Annotated in this window: 25 protein-coding genes and 1 pseudogene; 23 read left to right on the forward strand and 3 right to left on the reverse strand. The window is 64.2% G+C overall.

Annotation, left to right across the window (positions count from 1 at the left end; all coding sequences use genetic code 11):
• Positions 1–65: 65 nt before the first annotated feature.
• The 3 genes from GYA95_RS03455 (at position 66) to GYA95_RS03465 (ending at position 2,542) form a co-directional block, all read left to right on the forward strand.
• Positions 66–689: a glutathione S-transferase gene (locus tag GYA95_RS03455; protein WP_015269396.1), complete on the forward strand. Its 624-nt coding sequence runs from the start codon at positions 66–68 to the stop codon at positions 687–689.
• A gap of 144 nt (positions 690–833) precedes the next feature.
• Positions 834–1,766, forward strand: coding sequence for an ABC transporter ATP-binding protein (locus GYA95_RS03460; protein ID WP_013971560.1), 933 nt, complete (start codon positions 834–836; stop codon positions 1,764–1,766).
• On the forward strand, positions 1,763–2,542 hold the full coding sequence (locus tag GYA95_RS03465) for an ABC transporter permease (protein WP_015269397.1): 780 nt from the start codon (positions 1,763–1,765) through the stop codon (positions 2,540–2,542). The genes GYA95_RS03460 and GYA95_RS03465 overlap by 4 nt, the downstream gene beginning before the upstream one ends.
• Positions 2,543–2,551: 9 nt before the next feature.
• On the opposite strand, the pseudogene GYA95_RS03470 reads toward GYA95_RS03465, so the two are convergent.
• Positions 2,552–3,058: pseudogene (locus tag GYA95_RS03470) on the reverse strand (DUF2062 domain-containing protein); the annotation flags it as partial.
• 142 nt (positions 3,059–3,200) lie between these two features.
• On the opposite strand from GYA95_RS03470, the gene GYA95_RS03475 reads away from it, so the two are divergent.
• From GYA95_RS03475 to murB, 8 genes are all read left to right on the forward strand, one after another.
• A complete protein-coding gene (locus GYA95_RS03475; protein ID WP_043936088.1) occupies positions 3,201–5,414 on the forward strand; it encodes a DNA internalization-related competence protein ComEC/Rec2 in 2,214 nt (737 codons plus the stop codon).
• A 420-nt stretch (positions 5,415–5,834) separates the two neighbouring features.
• A complete protein-coding gene (locus GYA95_RS03480; RefSeq protein ID WP_015269400.1) occupies positions 5,835–6,470 on the forward strand; it encodes a MotA/TolQ/ExbB proton channel family protein in 636 nt (211 codons plus the stop codon).
• The gene (locus GYA95_RS03485) at positions 6,467–6,901 is read left to right on the forward strand and encodes an ExbD/TolR family protein (RefSeq protein ID WP_013971564.1); all 435 of its coding nucleotides are present in this window, start codon (positions 6,467–6,469) and stop codon (positions 6,899–6,901) included. Before GYA95_RS03480 ends, GYA95_RS03485 begins: the two co-directional genes overlap by 4 nt.
• Complete coding sequence (gene lpxK / locus GYA95_RS03490) at positions 6,901–7,902, forward strand: tetraacyldisaccharide 4'-kinase (protein ID WP_015269401.1); 1,002 nt, start codon at positions 6,901–6,903, stop codon at positions 7,900–7,902. Before GYA95_RS03485 ends, lpxK begins: the two co-directional genes overlap by 1 nt.
• A gap of 44 nt (positions 7,903–7,946) precedes the next feature.
• Positions 7,947–8,132 (forward strand): Trm112 family protein, encoded by a 186-nt coding sequence (locus GYA95_RS03495; protein WP_011532874.1) that lies wholly within the window; start codon positions 7,947–7,949, stop codon positions 8,130–8,132.
• Complete coding sequence (gene kdsB / locus GYA95_RS03500) at positions 8,129–8,893, forward strand: 3-deoxy-manno-octulosonate cytidylyltransferase (RefSeq protein WP_015269402.1); 765 nt, start codon at positions 8,129–8,131, stop codon at positions 8,891–8,893. The genes GYA95_RS03495 and kdsB overlap by 4 nt, the downstream gene beginning before the upstream one ends.
• The gene (locus GYA95_RS03505; RefSeq protein ID WP_015269403.1) at positions 8,893–9,357 is read left to right on the forward strand and encodes a low molecular weight protein-tyrosine-phosphatase; all 465 of its coding nucleotides are present in this window, start codon (positions 8,893–8,895) and stop codon (positions 9,355–9,357) included. The genes kdsB and GYA95_RS03505 overlap by 1 nt, the downstream gene beginning before the upstream one ends.
• Positions 9,354–10,373, forward strand: coding sequence for a UDP-N-acetylmuramate dehydrogenase (gene murB, locus GYA95_RS03510; protein WP_015269404.1), 1,020 nt, complete (start codon positions 9,354–9,356; stop codon positions 10,371–10,373). The genes GYA95_RS03505 and murB overlap by 4 nt, the downstream gene beginning before the upstream one ends.
• Positions 10,374–10,558: 185 nt before the next feature.
• On the opposite strand, the gene rne is transcribed toward murB, so the two are convergent.
• The gene (gene rne / locus GYA95_RS03515; protein WP_174824246.1) at positions 10,559–13,774 is read right to left on the reverse strand and encodes a ribonuclease E; all 3,216 of its coding nucleotides are present in this window, start codon (positions 13,772–13,774) and stop codon (positions 10,559–10,561) included.
• Positions 13,775–14,572: 798 nt separating this feature from the next.
• On the opposite strand from rne, the gene rluC reads away from it, so the two are divergent.
• Genes rluC through sppA form a run of 3 tightly spaced genes read left to right on the forward strand, consistent with a single transcriptional unit; the run spans position 14,573 to position 17,206 of the window.
• Entirely contained in the window at positions 14,573–15,529 is a 957-nt protein-coding gene (rluC, locus tag GYA95_RS03520) for a 23S rRNA pseudouridine(955/2504/2580) synthase RluC (RefSeq protein ID WP_013971570.1), read from the forward strand.
• A 3-nt stretch (positions 15,530–15,532) separates the two neighbouring features.
• The gene (locus GYA95_RS03525) at positions 15,533–16,207 is read left to right on the forward strand and encodes an HAD family hydrolase (RefSeq protein ID WP_015269406.1); all 675 of its coding nucleotides are present in this window, start codon (positions 15,533–15,535) and stop codon (positions 16,205–16,207) included.
• A gap of 6 nt (positions 16,208–16,213) precedes the next feature.
• Entirely contained in the window at positions 16,214–17,206 is a 993-nt protein-coding gene (gene sppA, locus GYA95_RS03530) for a signal peptide peptidase SppA (RefSeq protein ID WP_015269407.1), read from the forward strand.
• Positions 17,207–17,244: 38 nt separating this feature from the next.
• Here the strand turns inward: sppA and GYA95_RS03535 are convergent, their stop codons facing one another.
• Positions 17,245–17,823, reverse strand: coding sequence for a Maf family protein (locus tag GYA95_RS03535; RefSeq protein WP_015269408.1), 579 nt, complete (start codon positions 17,821–17,823; stop codon positions 17,245–17,247).
• A 96-nt stretch (positions 17,824–17,919) separates the two neighbouring features.
• On the opposite strand from GYA95_RS03535, the gene GYA95_RS03540 reads away from it, so the two are divergent.
• From GYA95_RS03540 to mltG, 9 genes are all read left to right on the forward strand, one after another.
• On the forward strand, positions 17,920–18,447 hold the full coding sequence (locus GYA95_RS03540) for a YceD family protein (protein WP_012313431.1): 528 nt from the start codon (positions 17,920–17,922) through the stop codon (positions 18,445–18,447).
• A gap of 13 nt (positions 18,448–18,460) precedes the next feature.
• Positions 18,461–18,643 carry a 50S ribosomal protein L32 gene (rpmF, locus tag GYA95_RS03545; RefSeq protein WP_003247154.1) on the forward strand — a complete coding sequence of 61 codons (183 nt, stop codon included), beginning with the start codon at positions 18,461–18,463 and terminating at the stop codon, positions 18,641–18,643.
• Positions 18,644–18,646: 3 nt separating this feature from the next.
• A complete protein-coding gene (gene plsX / locus GYA95_RS03550; protein WP_075044133.1) occupies positions 18,647–19,657 on the forward strand; it encodes a phosphate acyltransferase PlsX in 1,011 nt (336 codons plus the stop codon).
• A 252-nt stretch (positions 19,658–19,909) separates the two neighbouring features.
• Positions 19,910–20,848 (forward strand): ACP S-malonyltransferase, encoded by a 939-nt coding sequence (gene fabD, locus GYA95_RS03555; RefSeq protein ID WP_080604850.1) that lies wholly within the window; start codon positions 19,910–19,912, stop codon positions 20,846–20,848.
• A gap of 15 nt (positions 20,849–20,863) precedes the next feature.
• Positions 20,864–21,604 (forward strand): 3-oxoacyl-ACP reductase FabG, encoded by a 741-nt coding sequence (fabG, locus tag GYA95_RS03560; protein WP_003247160.1) that lies wholly within the window; start codon positions 20,864–20,866, stop codon positions 21,602–21,604.
• Positions 21,605–21,807: 203 nt separating this feature from the next.
• On the forward strand, positions 21,808–22,044 hold the full coding sequence (acpP, locus tag GYA95_RS03565) for an acyl carrier protein (protein ID WP_013971576.1): 237 nt from the start codon (positions 21,808–21,810) through the stop codon (positions 22,042–22,044).
• A gap of 188 nt (positions 22,045–22,232) precedes the next feature.
• Positions 22,233–23,477: a beta-ketoacyl-ACP synthase II gene (gene fabF, locus GYA95_RS03570; protein ID WP_015269411.1), complete on the forward strand. Its 1,245-nt coding sequence runs from the start codon at positions 22,233–22,235 to the stop codon at positions 23,475–23,477.
• Entirely contained in the window at positions 23,477–24,292 is an 816-nt protein-coding gene (pabC, locus tag GYA95_RS03575) for an aminodeoxychorismate lyase (protein WP_015269412.1), read from the forward strand. The genes fabF and pabC overlap by 1 nt, the downstream gene beginning before the upstream one ends.
• Positions 24,293–24,296: 4 nt before the next feature.
• Positions 24,297–25,499, forward strand: a complete 1,203-nt coding sequence (gene mltG, locus GYA95_RS03580; protein WP_015269413.1) for an endolytic transglycosylase MltG — start codon at positions 24,297–24,299, stop codon at positions 25,497–25,499.
• Positions 25,500–25,504 lie beyond the last annotated feature (5 nt).

Below are 25,504 nucleotides of genomic sequence, written 5' to 3' on the forward strand. Positions count from 1 at the left end.
GGCCGGTACAGGCGACGAAAGTCTGGAGTAGACTGCACCACCTCCGCATTCATTAGGACGTTGCCATGCTGAAGATCTGGGGTCGCAAGAATTCGAGCAATGTGCGCAAGGCGCTATGGATCGCCCACGAACTGGGCCTGGATTTCGAGTCGATCGACGCCGGCGGCGCCTTCGGCGTGGTCAACGAGCCGCACTACCGCGCGCGCAACCCCAATGGCCTGGTGCCGATGCTGGAAGACGGCGACCTGACCCTGTGGGAGTCCAACACCATCGTCCGCTACCTGTGCGCCGAGTACGGTGCGGAGCAAGGCTGGTACCTGGAAGACCCGCGTCAGCGCTCCCTGGCGGACAAGTGGATGGACTGGACCACCTCGTCCTTCGCCACGCCGTTCCGCCCACTGTTCTGGGGCCTGTTGCGCACCCCGGAAGACCAGCGCGACTGGGTGGCGATCAACGCTGCGCACAAGCAATGCGCCCAGTTGCTGGCCATTGCCGACGAAGCCCTGGCCAAACAACCGTACCTTTCCGGTGACCAGATCGGCATGGGCGACATCCCACTGGGTAGCTTCATCTATGCCTGGTTCGAAATGCCCATCGAGCGCCCGGCCATGCGTCACCTGGAGGCCTGGTACGAGCGCCTCAAGGCCCGCCCTGCCTACCAGGCAGCGGTAATGACTGCGCTGACCTGATCGAACGCCACGGCCACTTCGATAGTCATTATCAATACACATGACTGTACTTGTGCGGCCAGGCCAAGCACCATTGGCCGCACTCACTGCGCCAGTGCCTTTACCTGGCGTGTCCTGCACCTTTTTCTCGGTAAGTGACCCGCTATGAGTTCCGCCCTGTCCATCCGACAGCTGACCAAGACCTACGGCAACGGCTTCCAGGCCCTCAAGGGCATCGATCTGGATGTTGCCGAAGGCGACTTCTTCGCCTTGCTCGGCCCCAACGGCGCGGGCAAGTCCACCACCATCGGCATCCTCTCCACCCTGGTGAACAAGACCAGCGGCACGGTCAACGTGTTCGGCCACGACCTGGACCGCGAGCCGTCGGCGCTCAAACGCTGCCTGGGCGTGGTGCCGCAGGAGTTCAACTTCAACCAGTTCGAGAAAACCTTCGACATCGTCGTGACCCAGGCCGGTTACTACGGCATCCCGCCCAAGGTGGCCAAGGAGCGTGCCGAGCAGTACCTGACCCAGCTCGGCCTGTGGGACAAGCGTGACGTGCAGTCGCGTTCGCTGTCGGGGGGCATGAAGCGCCGCCTGATGATTGCCCGCGCGCTGATCCACGAACCGCGCCTGCTGATTCTCGACGAGCCCACCGCCGGTGTGGACATCGAACTGCGTCGTTCGATGTGGAGCTTCCTCACCGAGCTGAACCAGAAGGGCATCACCATCATCCTCACCACCCACTATCTGGAAGAGGCCGAGCAGCTGTGCCGTAACATCGGCATCATCGACCACGGCACCATCGTCGAGAACACCAGCATGCGCCAGTTGCTGGGCAAGCTGCATGTCGAAACCTTCGTGCTCGACCTCAGGCAGGACCTGGCCACTGCACCGGTGCTGCAGGGCTACCCGTGCCGGTTGCTGACCCCGCACACCCTGGAAGTGCAGGTGGACAAGGACATCGGCATCACTGCGCTGTTCGGCCAGCTGGCGCTGCAGAACATCGAGGTGCAGAGCCTGCGCAACAAGACCAACCGACTCGAGGAGCTGTTCGTGTCCCTGGTGGAAAAAAACCTGTCGAAGGTGGCCGTATGAGTGTGGAACTGCGCACCAACTGGGTCGCCCTGAATACCATCGTCTACCGCGAAGTGCGGCGCTTCCTGCGTATCTGGCCGCAGACCCTGCTGCCGCCAGCGATCACCATGGTTCTGTACTTCGTCATCTTCGGTAACCTGATCGGTCGGCAGATCGGCGACATGGGTGGCTTCAGCTACATGGAGTACATCGTGCCGGGGTTGATCATGATGTCGGTGATCACCAACTCCTACGGCAACGTGGTGTCGAGCTTCTTCGGCAGCAAGTTCCAGCGTTCTATCGAGGAGTTGATGGTGTCGCCGGTTTCGCCACACACCATCCTCGTCGGTTATGTGCTGGGTGGCGTGCTGCGCGGCTTGGCGGTGGGCGTGATCGTGACCTTCCTGTCGCTGTTCTTCACCCATTTGCAGGTGCACCACCTAGGCGTGACCGTGGTCGTGGTACTGCTGACCGCAACCATTTTCTCGCTGCTGGGCTTCGTCAACGCGGTGTTCGCACGCAACTTCGACGATATCTCGATCATCCCGACCTTCGTGCTGACGCCGCTGACGTACCTGGGCGGGGTGTTCTATTCGATCAACCTGCTGCCGCCGTTCTGGCAGACCGTGTCGTTGGCCAACCCGGTGCTGCACATGGTCAACTCGTTCCGCTACGGCATCCTAGGGGTGTCGGATATCAGCATTGGTACGGCGATTACCTTCATGCTGGTCGCCACCGCGGTGCTCTACCTGGTGTGCGTTCGCCTGCTGGTCAGCGGCCGCGGCATGCGTGCCTGAAGCCTTGCACCGGCATTGGCGCAGACGCCACTGCCGGCCCACCCACCAGCGCCAGTAGAGCATGGTGGTGAAGTAGCCAAGGATGCCCAGCACCACACCACACACTACCGAGCCGAGCAGGAAAGGTTGCCACAACGTCGACAGCTGGTCGGTTATCCACTGGAAAGTCAGCTCGTCGGGCAGGGTGCGCGGCGGTACCTGCATCAGCCAGGCGCCGGTCATGTAGGTGACGAAGAACACCGGTGGCATGGTCAGCGGGTTGGTCAGCCAAACCAGGCTTACCGCGATCGGCAGGTTGCCGCGCAGCGGAATGGCCAGCGCGGCAGCCAGCAGCATTTGCGCCGGCATCGGGATCAGCGCCGCGAACAGGCCAACGCCCATGGCCCTCGCCACCGAGTGGCGGTTCAGGTGCCAGAGGTTCGGGTCATGCAGCAACTTGCCGAAAAAGCGTAAGGACTTGTGTTCCCGAATACTGATCGGGTCCGGCATGTAGCGTTTGAAAAGTCGGCGCGGCATGTAGGCTCCCGGAGCGTTGATCCGGGCAGTATGCCCTGATTCCCGCTCAGCCTCGTTTAGAGTTTGTGACAATTGTTGAGCAAGCGCTGCCGGCAATTGGGCTATGCCTCAGGAGGTGATTTCGCTTCTGGAGCTCTACTTCATGCGCACAGGGATGTTTGCGCTCGCGCTCGGGCTGTTGTGCCTGGGCTTTCTTCCCGCATTGCCATCGGTCGGATGGCTGGTGCTGCTGGCTGTAGCCGGTGGCCTCGGCCTGTTCACCCGTCTGTGGCCGCTGGGCTGTTTTCTGTTGGGCCTGTGTTGGGCCTGCTGGTCTGCGCAGCAGGCGCTGGATGACCGCCTGGCAACCGGGCTGGATGGCCGCACCTTGTGGCTTGAGGGCCGGGTGGTCGGCCTGCCGACCCGGACTGCGCAGGGTGTGCGCTTCGAGCTGGACGCGGCCCGCTCGCGGCGGGCAGAGCTGCCGCAGCGCCTGCAACTGAGCTGGTTCGACGGCCCGCCGCTGCGCGCGGGCGAGCAGTGGCGGCTGGCGGTGACCTTGCAGCGCCCGGCCGGGCTGCTCAACCCGCATGGACCGGACCGTGAGGCGCAATTGCTGGCGCGGCGGGTCGGTGCGACCGGTACGGTCAAGGCCGGGCAGTTGCTGGCGCCGGTTGTCGGCGGCTGGCGCGACACGCTGCGCCAGCGCCTGCTGGCAGTCGAGGCCAATGGCCGGCAGGCAGCGTTGGTGGCGCTGGTGCTTGGCGACGGGGCGGGCCTGGCCCGGGAGGACTGGCAAACGTTGCAGGCCACCGGCACGGTGCACCTGTTGGTGATCTCTGGCCAGCACATCGGCCTGGTTGCCGGCTTGCTGTATGGCCTGGTTGCCGGGCTGGCGCGTTGGGGGCTGTGGCCCGCTCGGTTGCCGTGGCTGCCCTGGGCGTGTGGCTTGGCCATGGCTGCGGCACTGGCCTACGGTTGGTTGGCTGGTGGCGGTGTACCGGTGCAGCGTGCCTGCCTGATGCTGGCCGTGGTGTTGCTCTGGCGCCTGCGTTTTCGCCAACTGGGTGCGACCTTGCCGTTGTTGCTGGCGCTGATTGCCGTACTGTTGGTGGAGCCGTTGGCCGCGCTGCTGCCCGGGTTCTGGCTGTCGTTCGCGGCCGTGGCCACGCTTGTCTATTGCTTCAGTGCCCGCCTGGGCAGCTGGCGGCCCTGGCAGGCCTGGACGCGGGCGCAATGGGTGATTGCGATCGGCTTGCTGCCGGTACTGCTGGCTACGGGCTTGCCGGTGAGCTTGAGTGCGCCGCTGGCCAACCTTGTTGCGGTGCCCTGGGTCAGCCTGGCCGTGCTGCCATTGGCATTGCTGGGCACTTTGCTGCTGCCGTTGGGCGGGGTAGGGGAGGCGCTGCTCTGGCTGGCGGGTGGTTTGCTCGATGTGCTTTTCCGGCTGCTGGAGTTGGTGGCGCAACAGCAGTCGGCGTGGCTGCCAGCAGTTCTGCCGTTGTGGGCCTGGCTGCTGGTGTGCCTGGGTACGTTGCTGGTTTTGATGCCCCGTGGCGTACCACTGCGCGGGTTGGGTGGCGTAATGCTGCTGGCGCTGTGGGTACCCCGGGAGACGGTGCCGTTCGGCCAGGTCGAGGTCTGGCAGCTGGACGTCGGCCAGGGGCTGGCAGTGCTTTTGCGCACCCGGCATCACAACCTGCTGTACGACGCCGGGCCGGCCAGGGGCGAGAGCGACCTGGGCGAGCGGGTGGTGTTGCCGACCTTGCGCAAGCTGGGGGTGGGCAGCCTGGACCTGATGCTGGTCAGCCACGCCCATGCCGACCACGCCGGTGGTGCTGGCGCAATCATGCGTGGCCTGCCGGTCGAACGGGTGATCGGCGGCGAATTGCTGGATGACCTGCAACTGCAACCTTGCGTAAGTGGCGAGCAGTGGATGTGGGATGGCGTGCGCTTTTCGATGTGGCGCTGGGCCGATGGGCAGAGCAGCAATGACCGCTCCTGTGTGTTGTTGGTCGAGGCGCAGGGTGAGCGGTTGTTGCTGGCGGGAGACATGGAGGCCGGTGCCGAACGGGCCTGGCTGGCGGCCACGGAAGCACCGCGGATCGACTGGTTGCAGTCGCCGCATCACGGCAGCCGCAGTTCGTCCAGCGAGGCCTTCATCCGCGCCACGGCGCCGCGCGGGGTACTGATTTCGCGGGGGCGCAACAACAGCTTCGGGCACCCGCATGCGCAGGTGGTCGAACGTTATCGGCGGCATGGGGTGGTGATGCATGACACGGCGGAGCAGGGGGCGTTGCGGTTGGTGCTGGGGAGGCTGGGGGAGGTGGAGGGTGTGCGGGGGCAGAGGCGGTTTTGGCGGGTTCGGGTGCAGTGAGGTGTAGTGGCTTGCAGGTGCTTGCCGTTACATTTTCAGTGCCTGTGGGATTGAGCGCCGCCCGCGCGGCGCTTCGCAGCGCAAGGCTGCTCCTACATCTGTTTCGGGCCAATTATTCCTGAGGCAAAGGCGCGCGGCCCCTTGGCGTCCACCTCGATATCGGGCCGGACAAACAAGGCGGTCGCGCGCATTGGCACAGGCGTTACTGGCCCGAAACAGATGTAGGAGCAGCCTTGCGCTGCGAAGCGCCGCGCGGGCGGCGCTCGATCTCGCAGGCGCTGCAACTGTCATGGCGACCCCACCCCCCCACCCCCCACCCCCTCCGCAACCCCCACACAACCCAATTCCCTGACCTCCGGCAGATGAGCCCCCGGCGCGCCTATGGTAGAGTGGCGGCCTTTTTCCGAAGGGGCGTTTACTGTGTGGGAATTGGTCAAGTCCGGTGGTTGGATGATGCTGCCGATCATTCTGAGCTCCATCGCTGCCATGGCTATCGTCGTCGAGCGCCTGTGGACCCTGCGCGCCAGTCGCGTCACCCCGCCGCACCTGCTGGGTCAGGTGTGGATGTGGATCAAGGACAAGCAACTGACCAGTGACAAGCTCAAGGCCCTGCGCGCCGATTCGCCACTGGGCGAAATCCTTGCCGCCGGTCTGGCCAACTCGCGCCATGGCCGCGAAATCATGAAGGAATGCATCGAGGAGGCCGCTTCGCGCGTCATCCACGAACTGGAACGCTACATCAGCACCCTCGGCACCATCGCCGCCATGGCTCCGCTGTTGGGCCTGCTGGGCACCGTGCTGGGCATGATCGACATCTTCAGCGCCTTCATGGGCTCGCAGATGACCGCCAACGCCGCGGTGTTGGCCGGTGGTATCTCCAAAGCCCTGGTCACCACCGCGGCCGGCCTGATGGTTGGTATCCCGGCGGTGTTCTTCCACCGCTTCCTGCAGCGCCGCATCGATGAGTTGGTGGTGGGCATGGAGCAGGAAGCGATCAAGCTGGTGGAGGTGATCCAGGGCGACCGCGAAGTGGAAGTGGCCGGAGGCAAGGTGTGAAGTTCCGGCGCAATCGCCAGCGGGAGAACGTCGACATCAACCTGGCGTCGCTGATCGACGTGGTGTTCGTCCTGCTGCTGTTCTTCGTGGTCACCACCACCTTCACCCGCGAGACCCAGCTGCGCGTCGAGCTGCCTGAAGCTGCCAGCGCCGAGCCGGCGGCGCCCGACCAGGGCAAGCTGGTGGAAATCACCATCAGCGCCGAAGGCGTGTACTCGGTGAACAACCACTTGCTGCCAAAGAGCGACCTGGCCACCCTGAGCGAAGCGATCGAGCGTGAGTCGGGCGGCGACAACAAGCTGCCGCTGGCCATCAGCGCCGACGGCAAGACCCCGCACCAGGCCGTGGTCACTGCGATGGATGCCGCCGGCAAGCTCGGTTTCAGCCAGTTGCGCATGACCACTGTCGAGGCGGCCCAGGGCACACCTTGATGGCCTTCGCCGACCGTCTGCTCGCCGCCTGGTACGCCGGGCACCCGGCCCTGGCGCTGCTGCGCCCGCTGGAGGCGCTGTATCGCCGCGTGGTCACGCGCAAGCGGGCGCGTTTTCTCAGTGGCGAAAGTGCCAGCTACCGGGCCCCGGTGCCGGTCATCGTGGTGGGTAACATTACCGTGGGTGGTACCGGCAAGACGCCGATGATCCTCTGGCTGATCGAGCACTGCCGCAAGCAGGGGTTGAAAGTGGGCGTGGTCAGCCGTGGCTATGGCGCCAAGCCGCCGCAGCTACCCTGGCGCGTGCAGCCCGATCAGGCGGCCGGGCAGGCCGGCGATGAACCGCTGCTGATCGTGCAGCGCACCGGCGTGCCGCTGATGATCGACCCCGACCGCTCCCGGGCCGTGCAGGCATTGCTGGCCAGCGAACCCCTCGACCTGATCCTGTGTGACGACGGCATGCAGCACTATCGCCTGGCGCGCGACCTGGAGCTGGTGCTGATCGATGCCGCACGCGGCCTGGGCAATGGCCGCTGCCTGCCGGCGGGGCCACTGCGTGAGCCCGCCGAGCGCCTGCACGAGGCTGACGCAGTGCTGTTCAACGGCGCCAGCGCAGACCGCGCCGATGGTTTCGGCTTCCGCCTGCAGCCGTCCGCCCTGGTCAACCTGCGCAGTGGCGAGCGCCGTGCGCTTGACCATTTCCCCGCAGGCCAGCGCCTGCACGCGGTGGCCGGTATCGGCAACCCGCAACGTTTCTTCAATACCCTGCTGGGGCTAAACTGGCAGCCGGTGCCGCATCCCTTTGCCGACCATGCGCAGTTCAGCGCCCAGAGCCTGGCCTTCAGCCCGCCGCTGCCGCTGGTCATGACCGAGAAGGATGCGGTGAAATGCCGGGCCTTCGCCGCTGACGACTGGTGGTACCTGGCCGTCGAGGCGCAGCCCACGCCGGCTTTCAGCGCCTGGTTCGACAACCAGTTGCAACGCTTGCTGCGCAAGCCCTGAGCCCTTTTTCAATTCCCGGCCACCTGGCCTAAAGGAAGCCTCAAATGGACACCAAACTGCTCGATATCCTGGCCTGCCCGATCACCAAGGGCCCGCTCAAGCTCAGTGCCGACAAGACCGAGCTGATCAGCAAGGGGGCTGGCCTGGCCTACCCGATCCGCGACGGCATCCCGGTCATGCTGGAAAGCGAGGCACGCACCCTGACCGATGAAGAGCGTCTGGACAAATGAGCCTGGATTTCACCGTGGTGATCCCCGCCCGGCTGCGCTCCACGCGCCTGCCGGGCAAGCCATTGCTGTCGATCGCCGGCAAGCCGATGGTGCAGCATGTGTGGGAACAGGCCCGCAAGAGCGGCGCCAGCCGCGTGGTCATCGCCACCGACGACGCCAGCATCGTAGAGGCCTGCAAGGCCTTCGGCGCCGAAGTGCTGCTGACCCGTGCCGACCATGAGTCCGGCACCGACCGCCTGGCCGAAGTGGCCGTACACCTAGGCCTGTCTGCCGATGCCATCGTGGTCAATGTACAGGGCGACGAGCCGCTGATCCCGCCGGTGATCATCGACCAGGTGGCAGCCAACCTGGCGGCGCATCCGGAAGCCGGCATCGCCACCCTGGCCGAACCGATCCATGAGCCGGAAACGGTGTTCAACCCCAATGCGGTCAAGGTGGTCAGCGACAAGAACGGCCTGGCCCTGACCTTCAGCCGTGCGCCGCTGCCCTGGGCTCGCGATGCTTTTGCCAAGGATCGCAACCTGTTGCCAGAAGGCGTGCCATATCGCCGCCACATTGGCATGTACGCCTACCGCGTCGGCTTCCTGCAGGACTTCGTCAGTTGGGGCCCATGCTGGCTCGAGCAGACCGAAGCGCTGGAGCAGCTGCGTGCCCTGTGGCATGGCGTGCGCATCCACGTCGAAGACGCCATCGAGGCGCCTGCCGTGGGCGTGGATACCCCTGAAGATCTGGAGCGCGTACGGCGCTTGCTGGAGGCCTGATGCGCGTCCTGTTCGTCTGCCTCGGCAATATCTGTCGCTCGCCCACCGCCGAAGGCGTGCTGCGCCATCAATTGCAGGCTGCCGGGCTTGCCGACCGGGTGCATGTAGCCTCGGCCGGCACCGGCGACTGGCACGTCGGCAAGGCGCCCGACAGCCGCACCTGCAAGGCAGCGCTGGCGCGTGGCTATGACCTCTCGCAGCAACGCGCCCAGCAGGTCAAGGCGGCGCACTTTGCCGAATATGACCTGATCCTGGCCATGGACGAGAGCAACCTTGGCCACTTGCGTGCGATGCGCCCGCACACGGCAGTGGGGGAGCTCGACCTGTTCCTGCGCCGTTATGGCGCAGCGCTGGATGAAGTGCCGGACCCGTACTACGGTGGCGCCGACGGCTTCGAGCAGGTGCTCGACCTGGTTGAAGCGGCTTGCCAGGCGCTGGTCCTGGAAATCAAGGGGCGGATATGACAGTGCAGTGGCAGGAGCAGGTATCGCTCAAGCCGTACAACACCTTTGGCATCGACGTGAAGGCGCGGTATTTCACCCAGGCACATGATGACCAGGAGGTGCGCCTGGCGCTGGCCCAGGCGCAGCAAGGCGGCGTGCCGGTGCTGGTGATTGGCGGTGGCAGCAACTTGCTGCTCACCCGCGATATCGATGCGCTGGTGCTGCATATGGCCAGCCGTGGTCGGCGCGTGCTCGGCGACGATGGCGAACGTATCGTGGTCGAGGCCGAGGCCGGTGAGCCGTGGCACCCGTTCGTGCAGTGGACACTGGCGCAGGGCTATTGCGGGCTGGAGAACCTCAGCCTGATCCCCGGCACCGTGGGCGCCGCGCCGATGCAGAACGTGGGCGCCTATGGCGTGGAGATCAAGGACGTATTTGTCGGCTTGACCGCCCTGGACCGCGAGACCGGCGAGTTGCGTGACTTCGGCCTGGCTGAATGTGCCTTCGGGTATCGCGACAGCCTGTTCAAGCGCAACCCTGGGCGTTGGTTGATCCTGCGTGTGCGCTTTGCCTTGAGCCGTACGCTACAGGCTCACCTGGACTACGGCCCGGTGCGCCAGCGCCTGGCGGAGCAGGGCGTGACCGAGCCGACCGCGCAGGCGATCAGCGAGGCGATCTGCAACATTCGCCGCGAGAAGCTCCCAGACCCGGCAGAGCTGGGTAATGCCGGGAGCTTCTTCAAGAACCCGGTGGTCTCGGCGGAACTGGTCGAGCGTATTCGTGCGCAGTACCCGGGGGTAGTGGCTTATCCCCAAGCCGATGGCCAGGTGAAGCTGGCGGCAGGCTGGTTGATTGAGCAGGCAGGCTGGAAGGGCCACCGCGAGGGGGATGCCGGGGTGCATCGTTTGCAGTCGCTGGTGCTGGTCAACTACGGCCAGGCGAGCGGGGCGCAGATGCATGCACTGGCGTGCCGGATCCAGGCCGATATCCTCGAGCGGTTCGGGGTCGAGCTGGAGATGGAGCCTAACCTCTACTGATTCAGTGCCTGGGCTGGCCCTTTCGCGGCTGAAGCCGCTCCCACAGGGACGTCATAGGGCTTGAGGGTGGTGGGGGCCTGTGGGAGCGGGTTTACCCGCGAAGAGGCCGGTACAGGAAAAACGCCCAGCCAAGAAAAAGCCCCGCCAGTTCGCACTGGCGGGGCTTTTTCATTCAGCCTTGGCTATCAACCGTGATGAGGCTTTTGCTCATCGCTGGCTTCCAGGGCTGGCTCCTCGGCAGCAGCAGCTTCCTGCGCGGCCTTGGCTGCAGCCTCGGCCTCACGCTTGCGGCGACGCACTTCACGCGGGTCGTTCGGCGCACGGCCGTTGGCCAGCATGACAGTGGCAGGTTCCACCACCGCAGGGGCTTCGACCGGTGCAGGCTCGACGGCCACTGGTGCAGGCTCGGCCACCACTTCTGGCTGGGCTTCGACAACCGGGGCAGGTTGCTCGGCGACCGGAGCGGCTTCGACCACGGTCGGGGCCTGCTCGATTTCACCGGCTTCGACGGCAGGCGCTTCGACCGGTGCTTCGGCAACCACTACCGGTTCGGCAGCAGGTGCTTCGTCGACCACTGGCTGCGGAGTGACTTCGACCACTGGCTCGGCAGTTGCCTCGACCACGGCCACAGGCTCGCTGACCGGCTGCTCGACCACAGGAGCCACAGCCACTTGTTCAGCCTCGGCAGCAGCTTCTACCTGCTCGAACTTCTCAGCCTGCTCGACCGGCTGGGCGACTTCGGCGGTGGCAAGCTCGGCCTGCTGGTTGGCCTGGGCTTCGGCGTCGGCACTGATGTTGCTGCTGGCGACAGCGGCAGTCACGGCCAGGCCGGCGGCCAGTTCGGCACCCAGCTCGGTGGCCTGGTGCTGTTGTGGCTGCTCTTCGCTGCCTTCTTCCTCGCTGCCATCGATCAGCTCGCCGTTGGCGTTGCGCTGACGCTCACGACGGTTGCTGCGACGACGCTGGCCACGGGAACGGCGGCGCGGGCGCTCGCCATCGGTGCCTTCCTGTTCGTCCTGCAGCAGTTCTTCGTTCGGCAGTTGCTCTTCGGCCAGCTCGGCAGCCTGCTCGGCGGCTTCTTCGGCTACGCGTGGCTGACGCTCTTCGCGTGGTGGGCGAGGGGCACGTTCTTCGCGTGGAGCACGTTCTTCACGAGGTGCACGCTCTTCACGAGGAGCACGTTCTTCGCGAGGTGCGCGTTCTTCACGTGGAGCACGTTCTTCACGAGGTGCGCGTTCCTCGCGAGGTGCACGCTCTTCACGTGGGGCACGTTCTTCACGGGCTACACGTTCCTCGCGCGGCTGACGTTCTTCACGCTCGGCAGGGGTGGCGTCCAGTGGCTCACGCAGTTCGCGCACACGCTCTTCGCCACGATTGCCACGGCGGTCTTCGCGTGGCTGGCGTGGGGCACGTTCTTCACGCGGTGCACGCTCTTCGCGTGGGGCGCGTTCTTCACGTGGTGCGCGTTCTTCACGTGGTGCACGCTCTTCGCGCGGGGCACGTTCTTCACGAGGTGCGCGTTCGGCACGCTCTTCACGCGGCTTGCGCTCTTCGTCGCGACGGCCGTTGCGGTTGCGGCTCTGCTGACGGCCGTTGCGGCGTTCTTCGTTGCGTGGGCTGCGCTCGGCGGCCGGCTTCTCGGCGGCAGTGACAACCGGCGCTGCGGCAGGCTCTTCCTTGCCGGCGAACAGGCTTACCAGCGACTTCACCAGGCCCTTGAACAGGCTTGGCTCCGGAGCGACCGGGGCAGGGGCGACCGGTGCGGCAGGCTGCGGTTCTTCGACAGTGGCCGGTACCGGCGCGTTGGCGCGGGCCGGGGCGGTCTTGACTGCGGCTTCCTGGCGAACCAGGGTGCGGGTGGCGGTCGGCTGCGGCGCTTCTTCGGCTTCGGCGGCGGCGATCTCGTAGCTGGACTGGTTGCTCAGCACTTCCGGATTGTCGTCGCGCAGGCGCTGGACTTCGAAGTGAGGGGTTTCCAGGTGATCGTTCGGCAGGATGATGATGCGCGCACGGGTGCGCAGTTCGATCTTGGTGATCGAGTTGCGCTTCTCGTTGAGCAGGAAGGCAGCCACCGGGATCGGCACCTGGGCGCGAACTTCGGCGGTGCGGTCCTTCAGGGCTTCTTCTTCGATCAGGCGCAGGATGGCCAGCGACAGCGATTCGACGTCACGGATGATGCCGGTGCCGGAGCAGCGTGGGCAGACGATGCCGCTGCTTTCGCCCAGCGAAGGGCGCAGGCGCTGACGGGACATTTCCAGCAGGCCGAAGCGCGAGATGCGGCCGACCTGGACGCGGGCGCGGTCGGCTTCCAGGCACTCGCGAACACGCTCTTCGACGGCGCGCTGGTTTTTCGCCGGGGTCATGTCGATGAAGTCGATGACGATCAGGCCACCGATGTCACGCAGGCGCAGCTGGCGGGCGATTTCCTCGGCCGCTTCCAGGTTGGTCTGCAGGGCGGTTTCTTCGATGTCGCTGCCTTTGGTGGCGCGCGCCGAGTTGATGTCGATCGACACCAGGGCTTCGGTCGGGTCGATCACGATCGAACCGCCGGACGGCAGGTCGACCACGCGCTGGAAGGCGGTCTCGATCTGGCTTTCGATCTGGAAGCGGTTGAACAGCGGCACGCTGTCTTCGTACAGCTTGACCTTGCTGGCGTACTGCGGCATGACCTGGCGGATGAAGGTCAGGGCTTCTTCCTGGGCATCGATGCTGTCGATCAGCACTTCGCCGATGTCCTGGCGCAGGTAGTCGCGGATGGCGCGGATGATGACGTTGCTTTCCTGGTAGATCAGGAATGGCGCGGCGCGGTCCTGGGACGCTTCCTTGATGGCGGTCCACAGTTGCAGCAGGTAGTCGAGGTCCCACTGCATTTCTTCGCTGCTGCGGCCAAGGCCGGCAGTGCGCACGATCAGGCCCATGTCGCCCGGCACGGTCAGGCCGTTCAGGGCTTCACGCAGTTCGTTGCGCTCTTCGCCTTCGATGCGGCGGGAAATGCCGCCGGCACGCGGGTTGTTCGGCATCAGCACCAGGTAGCGGCCGGCCAGGCTGATGAAGGTGGTGAGGGCGGCGCCTTTGTTGCCACGCTCTTCCTTCTCGACCTGGACGATGACTTCCTGGCCTTCGCTCAGCACTTCCTTGATGTTGACCCGCCCTTCGGGGGCTTTCTTGAAGTATTCGCGGGAGATTTCTTTCAGCGGCAGGAAGCCGTGACGTTCGGAGCCGAAGTCGACGAAGGCGGCTTCGAGGCTGGGTTCGATGCGGGTGATCTTGCCTTTGTAGATGTTGGCCTTTTTCTGCTCGCGCGCGCCGGACTCGATGTCCAGGTCGTAGAGACGTTGGCCGTCCACCAGGGCTACACGCAACTCTTCGGGTTGAGTCGCGTTAATCAGCATTCTTTTCATGTTGTACCGTCGGTTTCCGGGCTGCCGGAAACGGCGTTCGGCACACACGACGTCTCATGGTCGGTGCCAAGGTGCGCAAAGGGTGGCCGGGCCACCCCCGTGTCGAGCGACGTTCGGCACCAGCCGGTTGCCCAGCCTGCCGTTGTCGCGACGACGCGTCCTGTTTGCTGCGGTGCCAACAAGGCCCCGGTGGCTTCGAATTGGAATCCGAATCAACCAAGCGGGCCTTGTGCACTCAGTCAGGAGGAGGAATCAACCGTCAGCCGTGGACGCCCGGGGGCATCTGTTCAGGACCTTATCCGCTCGCCAGCCGCTCAGTGGGCTGGTGGCCGGACGCGGTGCTACACGGTCCGAGGGCTGTGCATCTCCACCCTGCACGTATCCCTGATAATTCGGGTGCTGCCGCGCGCTGAATCCGCAACGGGTTGCATTTTTCGCCAGCGCAGGTACTGCGCTGGCGCCATTCATGTCCAAGGCAGGTATTTCCGAAGCATTCGCCGGGCGTTGCGTGGAAGCGACGGGGCGGGCAGAGGTGCAGCGAAAAGAATCGGGTAAGCAGGTGAAACACCGCACTTGTCGTTTTTTTTCGGTCTTCTCTACACAGCGCTGGTGGCGATTCCAGGCAATTCGGTAAACTGGCGAAAACCCCGTAGGACGGCCTCGCGTCCTGGAGAATTGCGTTGGTCAGGGACCGGCTCGGAGCCTGGTGCCGCTGGCCTGCCGCTTTTGGCGGCGTTCGCGACTATAGCAGCAATGATTAAGTGCTTCAATTCCATAAAAAATTGTTATGATCCCGCCATGACGACCAATACCCCTCCGACTTCCGGCGTTCAGCTGATCGAAGTCGCGCCGGAGCTTGCCGGCCAACGCATCGACAATTTCCTCATCACGGCCCTCAAGGGCGTGCCCAAGACCTTGGTGTACCGCATCCTGCGCAAGGGTGAGGTACGGGTCAACAAGGGGCGCGTCAAGCCGGAGTACAAGATCCAGGCCGGGGACATCGTGCGGGTACCGCCCGTCCGCCTGCCGGAACGTGACGAGCCCGCGCCGGTGGCCCAGGGCCTGTTGCAGCGCCTGGAAGCGGCCATTGTCTACGAAGACAAGGCGCTGATCGTGATGAACAAGCCGGCCGGCATCGCCGTGCATGGCGGCAGCGGCCTGAGCTTCGGCGTGATCGAGGCGCTGCGCCAGTTGCGCCCGGACGCCAAGGAGCTGGAGCTGGTGCACCGCCTGGACCGCGACACCTCCGGACTGTTGATGATCGCCAAGAAGCGCAGCATGCTGCGGCACCTGCACGCCGCATTGCGTGGCGACGGTGTCGACAAGCGCTACATGGCGCTGGTGCGCGGCCACTGGCCGACCTCGAAGAAGCAGGTCAGCGCGCCGTTGCTCAAGAGCAACCTGCGCTCCGGCGAGCGCATGGTCGAGGTGAACGACGAGGGCAAGGAGGCGCTGACCCTGTTCCGCGTGCTGCGCCGCTTCGGCGAGTTCGCCACCATTGTCGAGGCGCGCCCGATCACTGGCCGTACCCACCAGATCCGTGTGCACACCCTGCATGCCGGGCATATGATCGCTGGCGACAGCAAGTACGGTGACGAAGACTTCAGTCGTGAAATTCGCGACTTGGGCGGCAAGCGCCTGTTCCTGCATGCCTATGCGCTGACCGTGCCGCTGCCGGACGGTGGCGAGCTGAAGCTCGAGGCGCCGGTGGATGAAGTCTGGGCGAAAACCGTTGAACGTCTGAGTGCGTCCTGACCTATGAAAAAAGGCTATGAGCTACTGATCTTCGACTGGGATGGCACCCTGGCCGACTCGATCGGGCGTATCGTCGAGGCCATGAACGCCGCCGCCGAGCGTGCCGGTGAGGCGCAAAGCAGCGAGGACGCGGTCAAGGGCATCATCGGCCTGGCCCTGGGCGAGGCGATCCACACCCTGTACCCGCACCTGGCGCCTGCTCAGGTCGAAAGCTTTCGTCAGCACTATGCCGATATCTACATGGCCCTGGACCAGCAGCCCTCGCCGCTGTTCGAGGGTGTGGTCGAGTCGCTGGATGCCTTCCGTGCCGAGGGTTACCGCCTGGCGGTGGCCACCGGCAAGGCGCGTCGCGGGCTGGATCGGGTACTCAAGGCCAATGGCTGGGAGCAGTTCTTCGACATCACTCGCGCCGCCGACGAGACCCGCGGCAAGCCGCACCCGCTGATGCTCGAGGAAATTCTCCGGCATTGCGGTGTCGAAGCAGGGCGTGCGCTGATGGTTGGCGATTCGGCATTCGATCTGCAGATGGCCAGCAATGCCGGCATGCATTCGGTGGCCGTGGGCTATGGTGCCATGTCGCTGCAGGCACTGGCCGAGTTTGGTCCGCAGGTGTGCATCGATCATTTTTCCCAGTTGCGTGAGTGGCTGGGTGGTTCCGCAATTCCATTTCCAAGGTAGGTAAGCATGGCAGACGAATGGAAAGCCCCTGAGGCCGAACCCGACGAGGGGCGCGAAGAGCACAAGAGCTGGAAGCTGCTGGAAAAGACCCTGCTGGCGGGCGTTCAGGAGCAGCGCCGGGCGCGACGCTGGGGGATCTTCTTCAAGTTGCTGACCTTCGTCTACCTGTTCGGCATCCTGATCCTGTTCACGCCGTTGATGGACATGGACAATGCAGCGTCGCGCAGTGCCAGCCATACCGCGCTGGTCGAGGTGCGCGGGGTGATTGCCGACCAGGAGCCAGCCAGTGCCGACAATATCGTCAAGAGCCTGCGCGAGGCGTTCAAGGACAGCAAGACCAAGGCTGTGGTGATGCGCATCAACAGCCCGGGAGGCAGCCCGGTGCAGTCGGGTTACGTGTATGACGAAATTCGCCGTCTGCGGGCTGAATATCCGGCCATCAAGCTGTATGCGGTCATCGCCGACCTTGGCGCTTCCGGTGCCTACTACATCGCCAGTGCGGCGGACGAGATCTATGCCGACAAGGCCAGCCTGGTGGGCTCGATTGGTGTGACGGCGGCCGGTTACGGCTTTGTCGGCACCATGGAGAAGCTAGGTGTGGAGCGGCGTACCTACACTGCAGGCGAGCACAAGGCCTTCCTCGATCCGTTCTCGCCGCAGAAGCCGGAAGAGACCGAGTTCTGGCAGGGCGTACTGAATACCACGCACCAGCAGTTCATTGCCATGGTCAAGCAGGGGCGGGGTGAGCGCCTGAAGGACAAGGAGCATCCGGAGCTCTTCAGTGGCCTGGTCTGGTCGGGCGAGCAGGCCAAGGAGCTGGGCTTGGTGGATGGGTTGGGCAGTGCCAGCTATGTGGCGCGCGAGATCGTGGGTGAAAAGGAGTTGGTGGACTTCACCGTGCAGGAATCGGCGCTCGATCGCTTCTCCAAGCGCGTTGGCGCCAGCGTGGCTGAACGCTTGGCGATGTGGATGGGCTTCCAGGGGCCGCAGTTGCGCTGATCCGGGATTGTGGGGTGGCGCAGCGCGGCCTCAAAGTCTCAGGGAATCACCACCCCTTCCTTGGTCAACATATCCACCAGTCTAATCAACGGCAGTCCGATCAGGCTGGTCGCATCGCACCCGTGCGTGCTCTGGAACAGGCTCACTCCCAGGCCCTCGGCCTTGAAGCTGCCGGCGCAGTCCAGCGGCTGTTCCGCCGCCACATAGCGCTCCACTCGCTCCCGGTCCAGTTCGCGCAGGGTCACGGTAAACGGCACGCAGTCCACCTGGCAGTGCCCGGTGGCGCTGTTCAGCAGCGCCAGCCCGGTCAGGAAGCTCACCTGCTGCCCGCTGCACTCCAGCAGTTGCTCGCAAGCCCGCTCGAAGGTGTGCGGCTTGCCCAGTACCTGCTCGCCCAGCACCGCAACCTGGTCCGAACCAATGATCAGCTGCCCGGGGTGGCTGCCTGCCAGGGCCTCGGCTTTTTGCCTGGCCAGCCGCTGCACCAGCTCCACCGCCGGTTCGTCATCCAGGCGTCGCTCGTCTATATCGGGGCTTGCCCAGGTGAAGGGCAGGCGCAGGCGTGCAAGCAGTTCGCGGCGGTAGGCAGAGCTGGAAGCCAGTAACAGAGGAAGCATGGTAGACTCCTGAATCGGTTGAACAAATTCTATCACGCACGATGCCGCCGAATTTCCTTTGACAGGGGCGGGGGGCATCCCTAGAATGCTGCGCCTATGTTGAATGACCCGATTCCACCTCACGTTGACCCGCGCAAATTAGCCGATCGTGGCGTAACCCTTAACGGTTCGCTGCAGCTCGCTGATTTGGAAAGACTCTGCGACCCGCTTTCCGACAATGTCGGTACGGTGCAGGCGAAGTTCGATTTTGAACGAGATGAACAGCACGTGGTGGTTATCCACAGCGAGCTGGACGTCGAGGTCAAGATGGTTTGCCAGCGTTGTCTTGAGCTGGTCACCCTGCCGATCCACAGCGAATGTACATACGCCGTGGTGAAGGAGGGTGCGAATACCCAGTCGTTGCCGAAAGGCTATGACGTGCTGGAACTGGGCGAAGATCCTTTGGATCTGCAGGCATTGATCGAGGAGGAGCTTCTGCTCGCCTTGCCAATCGTGCCTGCTCATCATCCGGAAGAATGCCAGCAGCCGGCGGGCGCAGACGAGCCCGAATCGAGCAAGGACGAGGTATCGCGGTCCAACCCGTTCAGTGTTTTGGCGCAGTTAAAGCGTGACCCAAACGTTTAGGAGTTAATCAATTATGGCTGTTCAGCAGAACAAAAAATCCCGCTCTGCCCGTGACATGCGCCGTTCGCACGACGCCCTGTCGGAAAACGCGCTGTCGGTAGAGAAAACCACCGGTGAAGTACACCTGCGTCACCACGTTTCGCCAGAAGGCGTATACCGTGGTCGCAAAGTGGTCGACAAGGGCGCTGACGAGTAATCCTTGTCCGCTCAGATCATCGCGATCGACGCAATGGGCGGGGACTTCGGTCCCCGCAGCATTGTCCAGGCTAGCATTGCCTGCCTTTCGGCTACCCCCTCGCTGCACCTGACCCTCGTCGGTCAACCCTCCCTCCTCGAAGATCTTGTCAGCGGCCTTGCGGCTGCGGATCGCGCGCGCCTGCAAATCGTGGCCGCCAGCGAGGTGGTCGGCATGGACGAGCGGCCATCCCAGGCGCTGCGCGGCAAGCCGGACTCGTCGATGCGCATCGCCCTCGAACTGGTGCGCGACGGCAAGGCTCAGGCCTGCGTCAGCGCCGGCAATACCGGGGCGCTGATGGCGCTCTCGCGTTTCGTGCTCAAGACACTGCCAGGTATCGATCGGCCGGCCATGGTGGCGGCGATCCCGACCCAGACCGGTTACTGCCAGTTGCTCGACCTTGGCGCCAACGTCGACTGCAGCGCCGAGAACCTCTACCAGTTCGCCGTGATGGGCTCGGTGGCCGCCCAGGCGCTGGGTGTGCAGCGGCCGCGCGTGGCGCTGCTTAACATCGGTACCGAGGACATCAAGGGCAACCAGCAGGTCAAGCTGGCGGCCAGCCTGTTGCAGAACGCCCGCGGGCTCAACTACATAGGCTTCGTCGAGGGTGACGGGTTGTATCGCGGCGAAGCCGATGTGGTGGTGTGCGACGGGTTCGTCGGCAACATCCTGCTCAAGTCGAGCGAGGGGCTGGCGACGATGATCGGTGCGCGCATAGAGCAGTTGTTCAAGGGTGGCGTATTGTCGCGGGCAGCCGGGGCCGTGGCCATGCCGCTGCTCAAACGCCTGCAGGCCGACCTGGCACCGGCGCGGCACAATGGTGCGAGTTTCCTGGGGTTGCAGGGCATCGTCATCAAGAGCCATGGCTCGGCGGGGGTGCAGGGCTTCCAGAGTGCCATCCAGCGGGCGTTGATCGAGATTCAGGAAAACCTGCCGCAGCGCTTGCATGGGCGGCTGGAAGATTTGCTGTTGTAGCCTGTGCCGGCCTCTTCGCGGGTAAACCCGCTCCCACAGGTGCCCCATAACCTTTAGGTCTGTGGTAACCCTGTGGGAGCGGGTTTACCCGCGAAGAGGCCGGTGCTGAAGGAATAAAGACCTTAGGCATATCGCCGCTGAAGTGCTTAAATGTGACCGCTTGGTCCGCGTCTCCATCCAAGTTTTCAGATTCCGCGTCTGGCTAATGTCCGGCGCACCCTATCCGACGACAAGATCATAAGGGCTTGTTCAATGTCTGCATCTCTCGCATTCGTCTTTCCCGGTCAAGGTTCCCAGTCGCTGGGCATGCTCGCCGAGCTCGGCGCCGAGAAGCCAGTGATCATCGAAACCTTCAAGGAAGCGTCCGAGGCACTCGGTTACGACCTGTGGAAGCTGGTCCAGGAAGGCCCGGAAGAGCAACTCAACCAGACCGACAAGACCCAGCCGGCCATCCTCACCGCGTCCATCGCACTGTGGCGCCTGTGGCTGGAAGAGGGCGGTGCCAGGCCGGCCTTCGTCTCCGGTCACAGCCTGGGTGAATACAGCGCCCTGGTTGCCGCCGGCAGCCTGAGCCTGAAAGATGCCGTGCGCCTGGTCGAGCGCCGGGGCCAGCTGATGCAGGAAGCCGTGCCGGCCGGTCATGGCGCCATGGCCGCCATTCTTGGCCTGGACGACGCCGTGGTCGTGGAAGTCTGCGCCGAAGCGGCCGAAGACCAGGTGGTCAGCGCGGTCAACTTCAACTCGCCAGGCCAGGTGGTTATCGCTGGCAACAAGGCCGCCGTCGATCGCGCCATCGAGCTGTGCAAGGCCAAGGGTGCCAAGCGCGCCCTGCCGCTGGCGGTCAGCGTGCCGTCGCACTGCGCGCTGATGAAGCCGGCTGCCGAGCGCTTTGCCGAGTCGGTCAACGCCATCGAGTGGCACGCCCCGCAAATTCCCGTGGTGCAGAACGTCACCGCTGCCGTTGCCGCTGACCTTAATGCCCTCAAGCACGACCTGCTGGCGCAGCTGTACCAGCCAGTGCGCTGGGTCGAATGCGTGCAGACCCTGGCCGCTAACGGTGCGGTCAACCTGGTCGAGTGCGGCCCGGGCAAGGTCCTGGCCGGCCTGAACAAGCGTTGCGCCGATGGCGTGACCACCTACAACCTCAATACCCCTGACGCCGTCGCCGCCACCCGCGCGGCACTGGCCTGATTTGGAGAAGCTTGCATGAGCCTGCAAGGTAAAGTTGCACTGGTCACCGGCGCCAGCCGTGGCATTGGCCAGGCCATCGCCCTCGAGCTGGGCCGCCAGGGCGCGACCGTGATCGGCACCGCCACGTCGGCCTCCGGCGCCGAGCGCATTGCTGCCACGCTGAAAGAACACGGCATCACCGGTACCGGCATGGAACTGAACGTGACAAGCGCCGAATCGGTTGAAGCTGTGCTGGCCGCCATCGGCGAGCAATTCGGCGCACCGGCCATCCTGGTCAACAACGCCGGTATCACCCGTGACAACCTCATGCTGCGCATGAAGGACGACGAGTGGTTCGACGTGATCGATACCAACCTGAACAGCCTCTACCGTCTGTCCAAGGGCGTGCTGCGTGGCATGACCAAGGCACGTTGGGGCCGTATCATCAGCATCGGCTCGGTCGTCGGTGCCATGGGTAACGCCGGCCAGGCCAACTACGCGGCCGCCAAGGCCGGCCTGGAAGGCTTCAGCCGCGCCCTGGCGCGTGAAGTGGGCTCGCGTGGCATCACCGTCAACTCGGTGACCCCGGGCTTCATCGACACCGACATGACCCGCGAGCTGCCAGAAGCGCAGCGTGAAGCGCTGCAGACCCAGATCCCGCTGGGCCGCCTGGGCCAGGCCGACGAAATTGCCAAGGTTGTTTCGTTCCTGGCATCTGACGGCGCAGCCTACGTAACCGGCGCTACCGTGCCGGTCAACGGCGGGATGTACATGTAACACTGCAACTCAATGTGACGGATTTCGTAAAAAAAGAGTCATACTGCGAGCCTAAAATCCGTTATAAAGCTGCAACCAGATTCCAGGCAGCGGGTGTGGGGGTTGGTGTGAAGGCGTGTTTAGCTTGAAAAGCGAACGTCTTTCTATAAAATTAGCCACCGGCCAGCTGCCTGACATATGTCCATTAGGAGTGAAAACTAGGTATGAGCACCATCGAAGAACGCGTCAAGAAAATCGTCGCCGAGCAACTGGGCGTCAAGGAAGAGGAAGTGACTCTCGAGAAGTCCTTCGTCGATGACCTGGGTGCCGATTCGCTTGACACCGTTGAGCTGGTGATGGCTCTGGAAGAGGAATTCGAGACCGAAATCCCTGACGAAGAAGCCGAGAAGATCACTACCGTTCAAGCTGCCGTAGACTACGTCAAAGCCCACCAGGCCTAAGACGCTGTAGTCGACGCTTCTTGTCGGGAAAAACCGCACTGCCTTTGCCGGCGTGCGGTTTTTTCTTTGCGAGCACCCTGCGTTTTGCAAGTCGGTCTCGTTCACCGGGTATCAAGAGCTTGTTGCCATTTCATTCCATCGCTTGAATGCAATGGCAAGAAACTCTGTCATTAGAAAAGGAGAGTACTGTGTCGCGTAGACGCGTCGTGGTCACCGGTATGGGTATGCTGTCGCCACTGGGTACTGATGTACCGAGCACCTGGCAGGGCATTCTGGCTGGCCGCAGTGGCATCGGTCCGATCGAACACACGGATCTGTCTGCCTACTCCACCCGTTTTGGCGGCTCGGTGAAAGGCTTCGAGGTCGAGCAATACCTGTCGGCCAAAGAGGCCCGCAAGCTCGACCTGTTCATCCAGTACGGCTTGGCGGCCGGGTTCCAGGCAGTGCGTAATGCCGGTCTGGAAGTCACCGACGCCAACCGCCAGCGTATTGGCGTGGCCATGGGCTCGGGTATCGGCGGCCTGACCAATATCGAAGAAACCAGCCGCACCCTGCACGACTCGGGGCCGCGTCGTATTTCGCCTTTCTTCGTGCCAGGCTCGATCATCAACATGATCTCCGGCTTCCTGTCGATCCACCTGGGGCTGCAAGGGCCGAACTACGCCATCGCCACCGCGTGCACCACTGGTACCCACTGCATCGGTATGGCCGCGCGCAACATCGCCTACGGTGAAGCCGACGTGATGATCGCCGGCGGCGCCGAAATGGCTGCCTGCGGCCTGGGCATGGGCGGCTTCGGCGCCTCCCGCGCACTGTCCACTCGCAACGACGAGCCGACCCGGGCCAGCCGCCCGTGGGACAAGGGCCGTGACGGCTTCGTGCTGTCCGACGGTGCTGGTGCCCTGGTGCTCGAAGAACTGGAACATGCCAAGGCCCGCGGCGCGACCATCTATGCCGAACTGGTCGGGTTCGGCATGAGCGGTGACGCTTACCACATGACTTCGCCACCCGACACCGGTGAAGGCGCTGCCCGTTGCATGGCCAACGCCTTGCGCGATGCCGGCATCCAGCCGGAAGAGGTCAGCTACATCAACGCCCATGGCACCTCGACCCCTGCTGGCGACGTGGCCGAAGTGGCGGCGATCAAGCGCGTGTTCGGTGAGCATGCCTACAAGCTGGCGGTCAGCTCGACCAAGTCGATGACCGGCCACCTGCTGGGCGCCGCCGGTGCCGTAGAAGCGATCTTCAGCGTACTGGCAATCAACAGCCAGATGGCTCCGCCCACCATCAACCTGGACGAGCCGGACGAAGGCTGCGACCTCGACTTCGTGCCGCACCAGGCGCGCAGCATGCCGATCGATGTGGTGCTGTCCAACTCGTTCGGCTTTGGCGGTACCAACGGTTCGCTGGTATTCCGCCGGTTCGCCGGTTGATGCAAAGCTGGATCGATGGCCAGCCGGCGGCTGCAGTCAACCTGCAGAACCGCGGCCTGGCCTACGGCGATGGGCTATTCGAGACCATCGCCGTGCGCGACGGCCGGCCCAGCTTGCTGGACGGCCACCTCGCACGCCTGGCGCTGGGTTGCCAGCGCCTGGCGATCAGTACCGACCTGGCGCTGGTACGCGACGAACTCCTGCGCTATGCCAGCCAGCTCGGTGATGGCGTAGCCAAACTCATCCTTACTCGTGGTGGCAGCCAGCGCGGTTACGCACCGGTTGCCGGTGCCGCGCCGCGGCGTATTCTGCAGGGCAGCCCGTTGCCCAGCTATCCTGTCGACAATGCCGAGCAGGGCGTGCAACTGTTTCCGTGCCAGACCCGGCTTGGGGAACAACCGCTGCTGGCCGGCCTCAAACACCTCAACCGCCTGGAGCAGGTGCTGGCCCGTGCCGAATGGCAGGACAGCGAACATGCCGAAGGCCTGATGCGTGATGGGCAGGGCAGGGTGATCGAAGGTGTGTACAGCAATCTGTTCCTGGTGCGCGATGGCGTGCTGTTCACGGCTGACCTCAGCCGCTGTGGCGTCGCTGGCGTGATGCGGGGCGCGTTGCTGGAACAGGCAGCGCTGCAGGGCATCCCGGTGCAGGTCTGCGACCTGCCGTTCGACGCTCTGGAGCAGGCAGATGAAGTATTTGTCTGCAACAGCGTCTACGGTGTCTGGCCCGTGCGAGGCGTTGCCGAGCTAAACTGGTCGCCGGGCCCGCTCACCCGTAAACTGCAGGCCGTTGCCCGTACGTTACTGGAAACCTGAATTCGTGAGACGTAAATTCCTGCTGCTGCTGGAAATGGGCTTGATCCTCGCCGGCCTTGCCGTGGGCTGGTCCGCCTGGAAAGTCAACTCGGTCCTGGAGCAGCCTCTGCACGTGACGCAGGAGCGCCTGCTGGACGTGCCCAATGGCACCACCCCCAACCGCATGTTCTATCGCATGCAGAACGAAGGGTTGCTCGACGACGCCGTCTGGTTGCGCCTGTACTGGCGTTTCAACATGGCCGGCACCCCTCTGCACACCGGTGAGTATCGCCTGACCCCCGGCATGACCGTGGAGCAGCTGTTCGATGCCTGGCGTCGAGCCGACGTGGTGCAGTACAACCTCACCCTGGTCGAAGGCTGGACCTTCCGCCAGGTGCGCGCGGCCGTGGCCAAGCATGAAAAGATCAAGCACACCCTGGACGGGCTGTCCGATTCGGAAGTGATGGACAAGCTCGGCCATACCGGGGTGTTCCCTGAAGGGCGCTTCTTCCCGGACACCTATCGCTTCGTGCGCGGCATGACCGACGTCGAGTTGCTGCAGCAGGCCTATATGCGCCTGGACGAAGTGTTGGCCAAGGAGTGGGCCGAGCGCACCACCGACCTGCCATACCGCGACCCGTACCAGGCGCTGATCATGGCTTCACTGGTGGAGAAGGAAACCGGCATTCCTCAGGAGCGCGGGCAGATCGCCGGCGTTTTCGTGCGGCGCCTGCGCCTGGGCATGATGCTGCAGACCGACCCTACGGTGATCTACGGCATGGGTGAGCGCTACAACGGCAAGATCACCCGCGCCGACCTGCGCGAGCCGACGCCCTACAACACCTACACCATCACCGGCCTGCCGCCGACCCCGATCGCCATGGTCGGTCGCGAAGCGATTCACGCGGCGCTCAACCCGTCCGATGGCACCAGCCTGTACTTCGTCGCCCGTGGCGATGGCAGCCATGTGTTTTCCGACGACCTCGACGACCACAACTCGGCGGTGCGCGAGTTCCAGCTCAAGCGCCGTGCGGACTACCGCTCCAGCCCCGCGCCGCAATCGCAGCCAGAGCAACAGACGCAACCAGGTGCCGACGAGGCCGAACAACCCGAAGCCCCTGCCGACGAGTCTACCGTGCAGCCAGCGCCCGACCAGCCGCCTGTGCAGGACGCCCCAGCCGGCGGCGCGCAAGCGGCCGAACGGCCGATGTCTGACGAACAACATTAAGGACT

This window comes from Pseudomonas asiatica, assembly GCF_009932335.1.
Classification (GTDB): domain Bacteria; phylum Pseudomonadota; class Gammaproteobacteria; order Pseudomonadales; family Pseudomonadaceae; genus Aquipseudomonas; species Aquipseudomonas asiatica.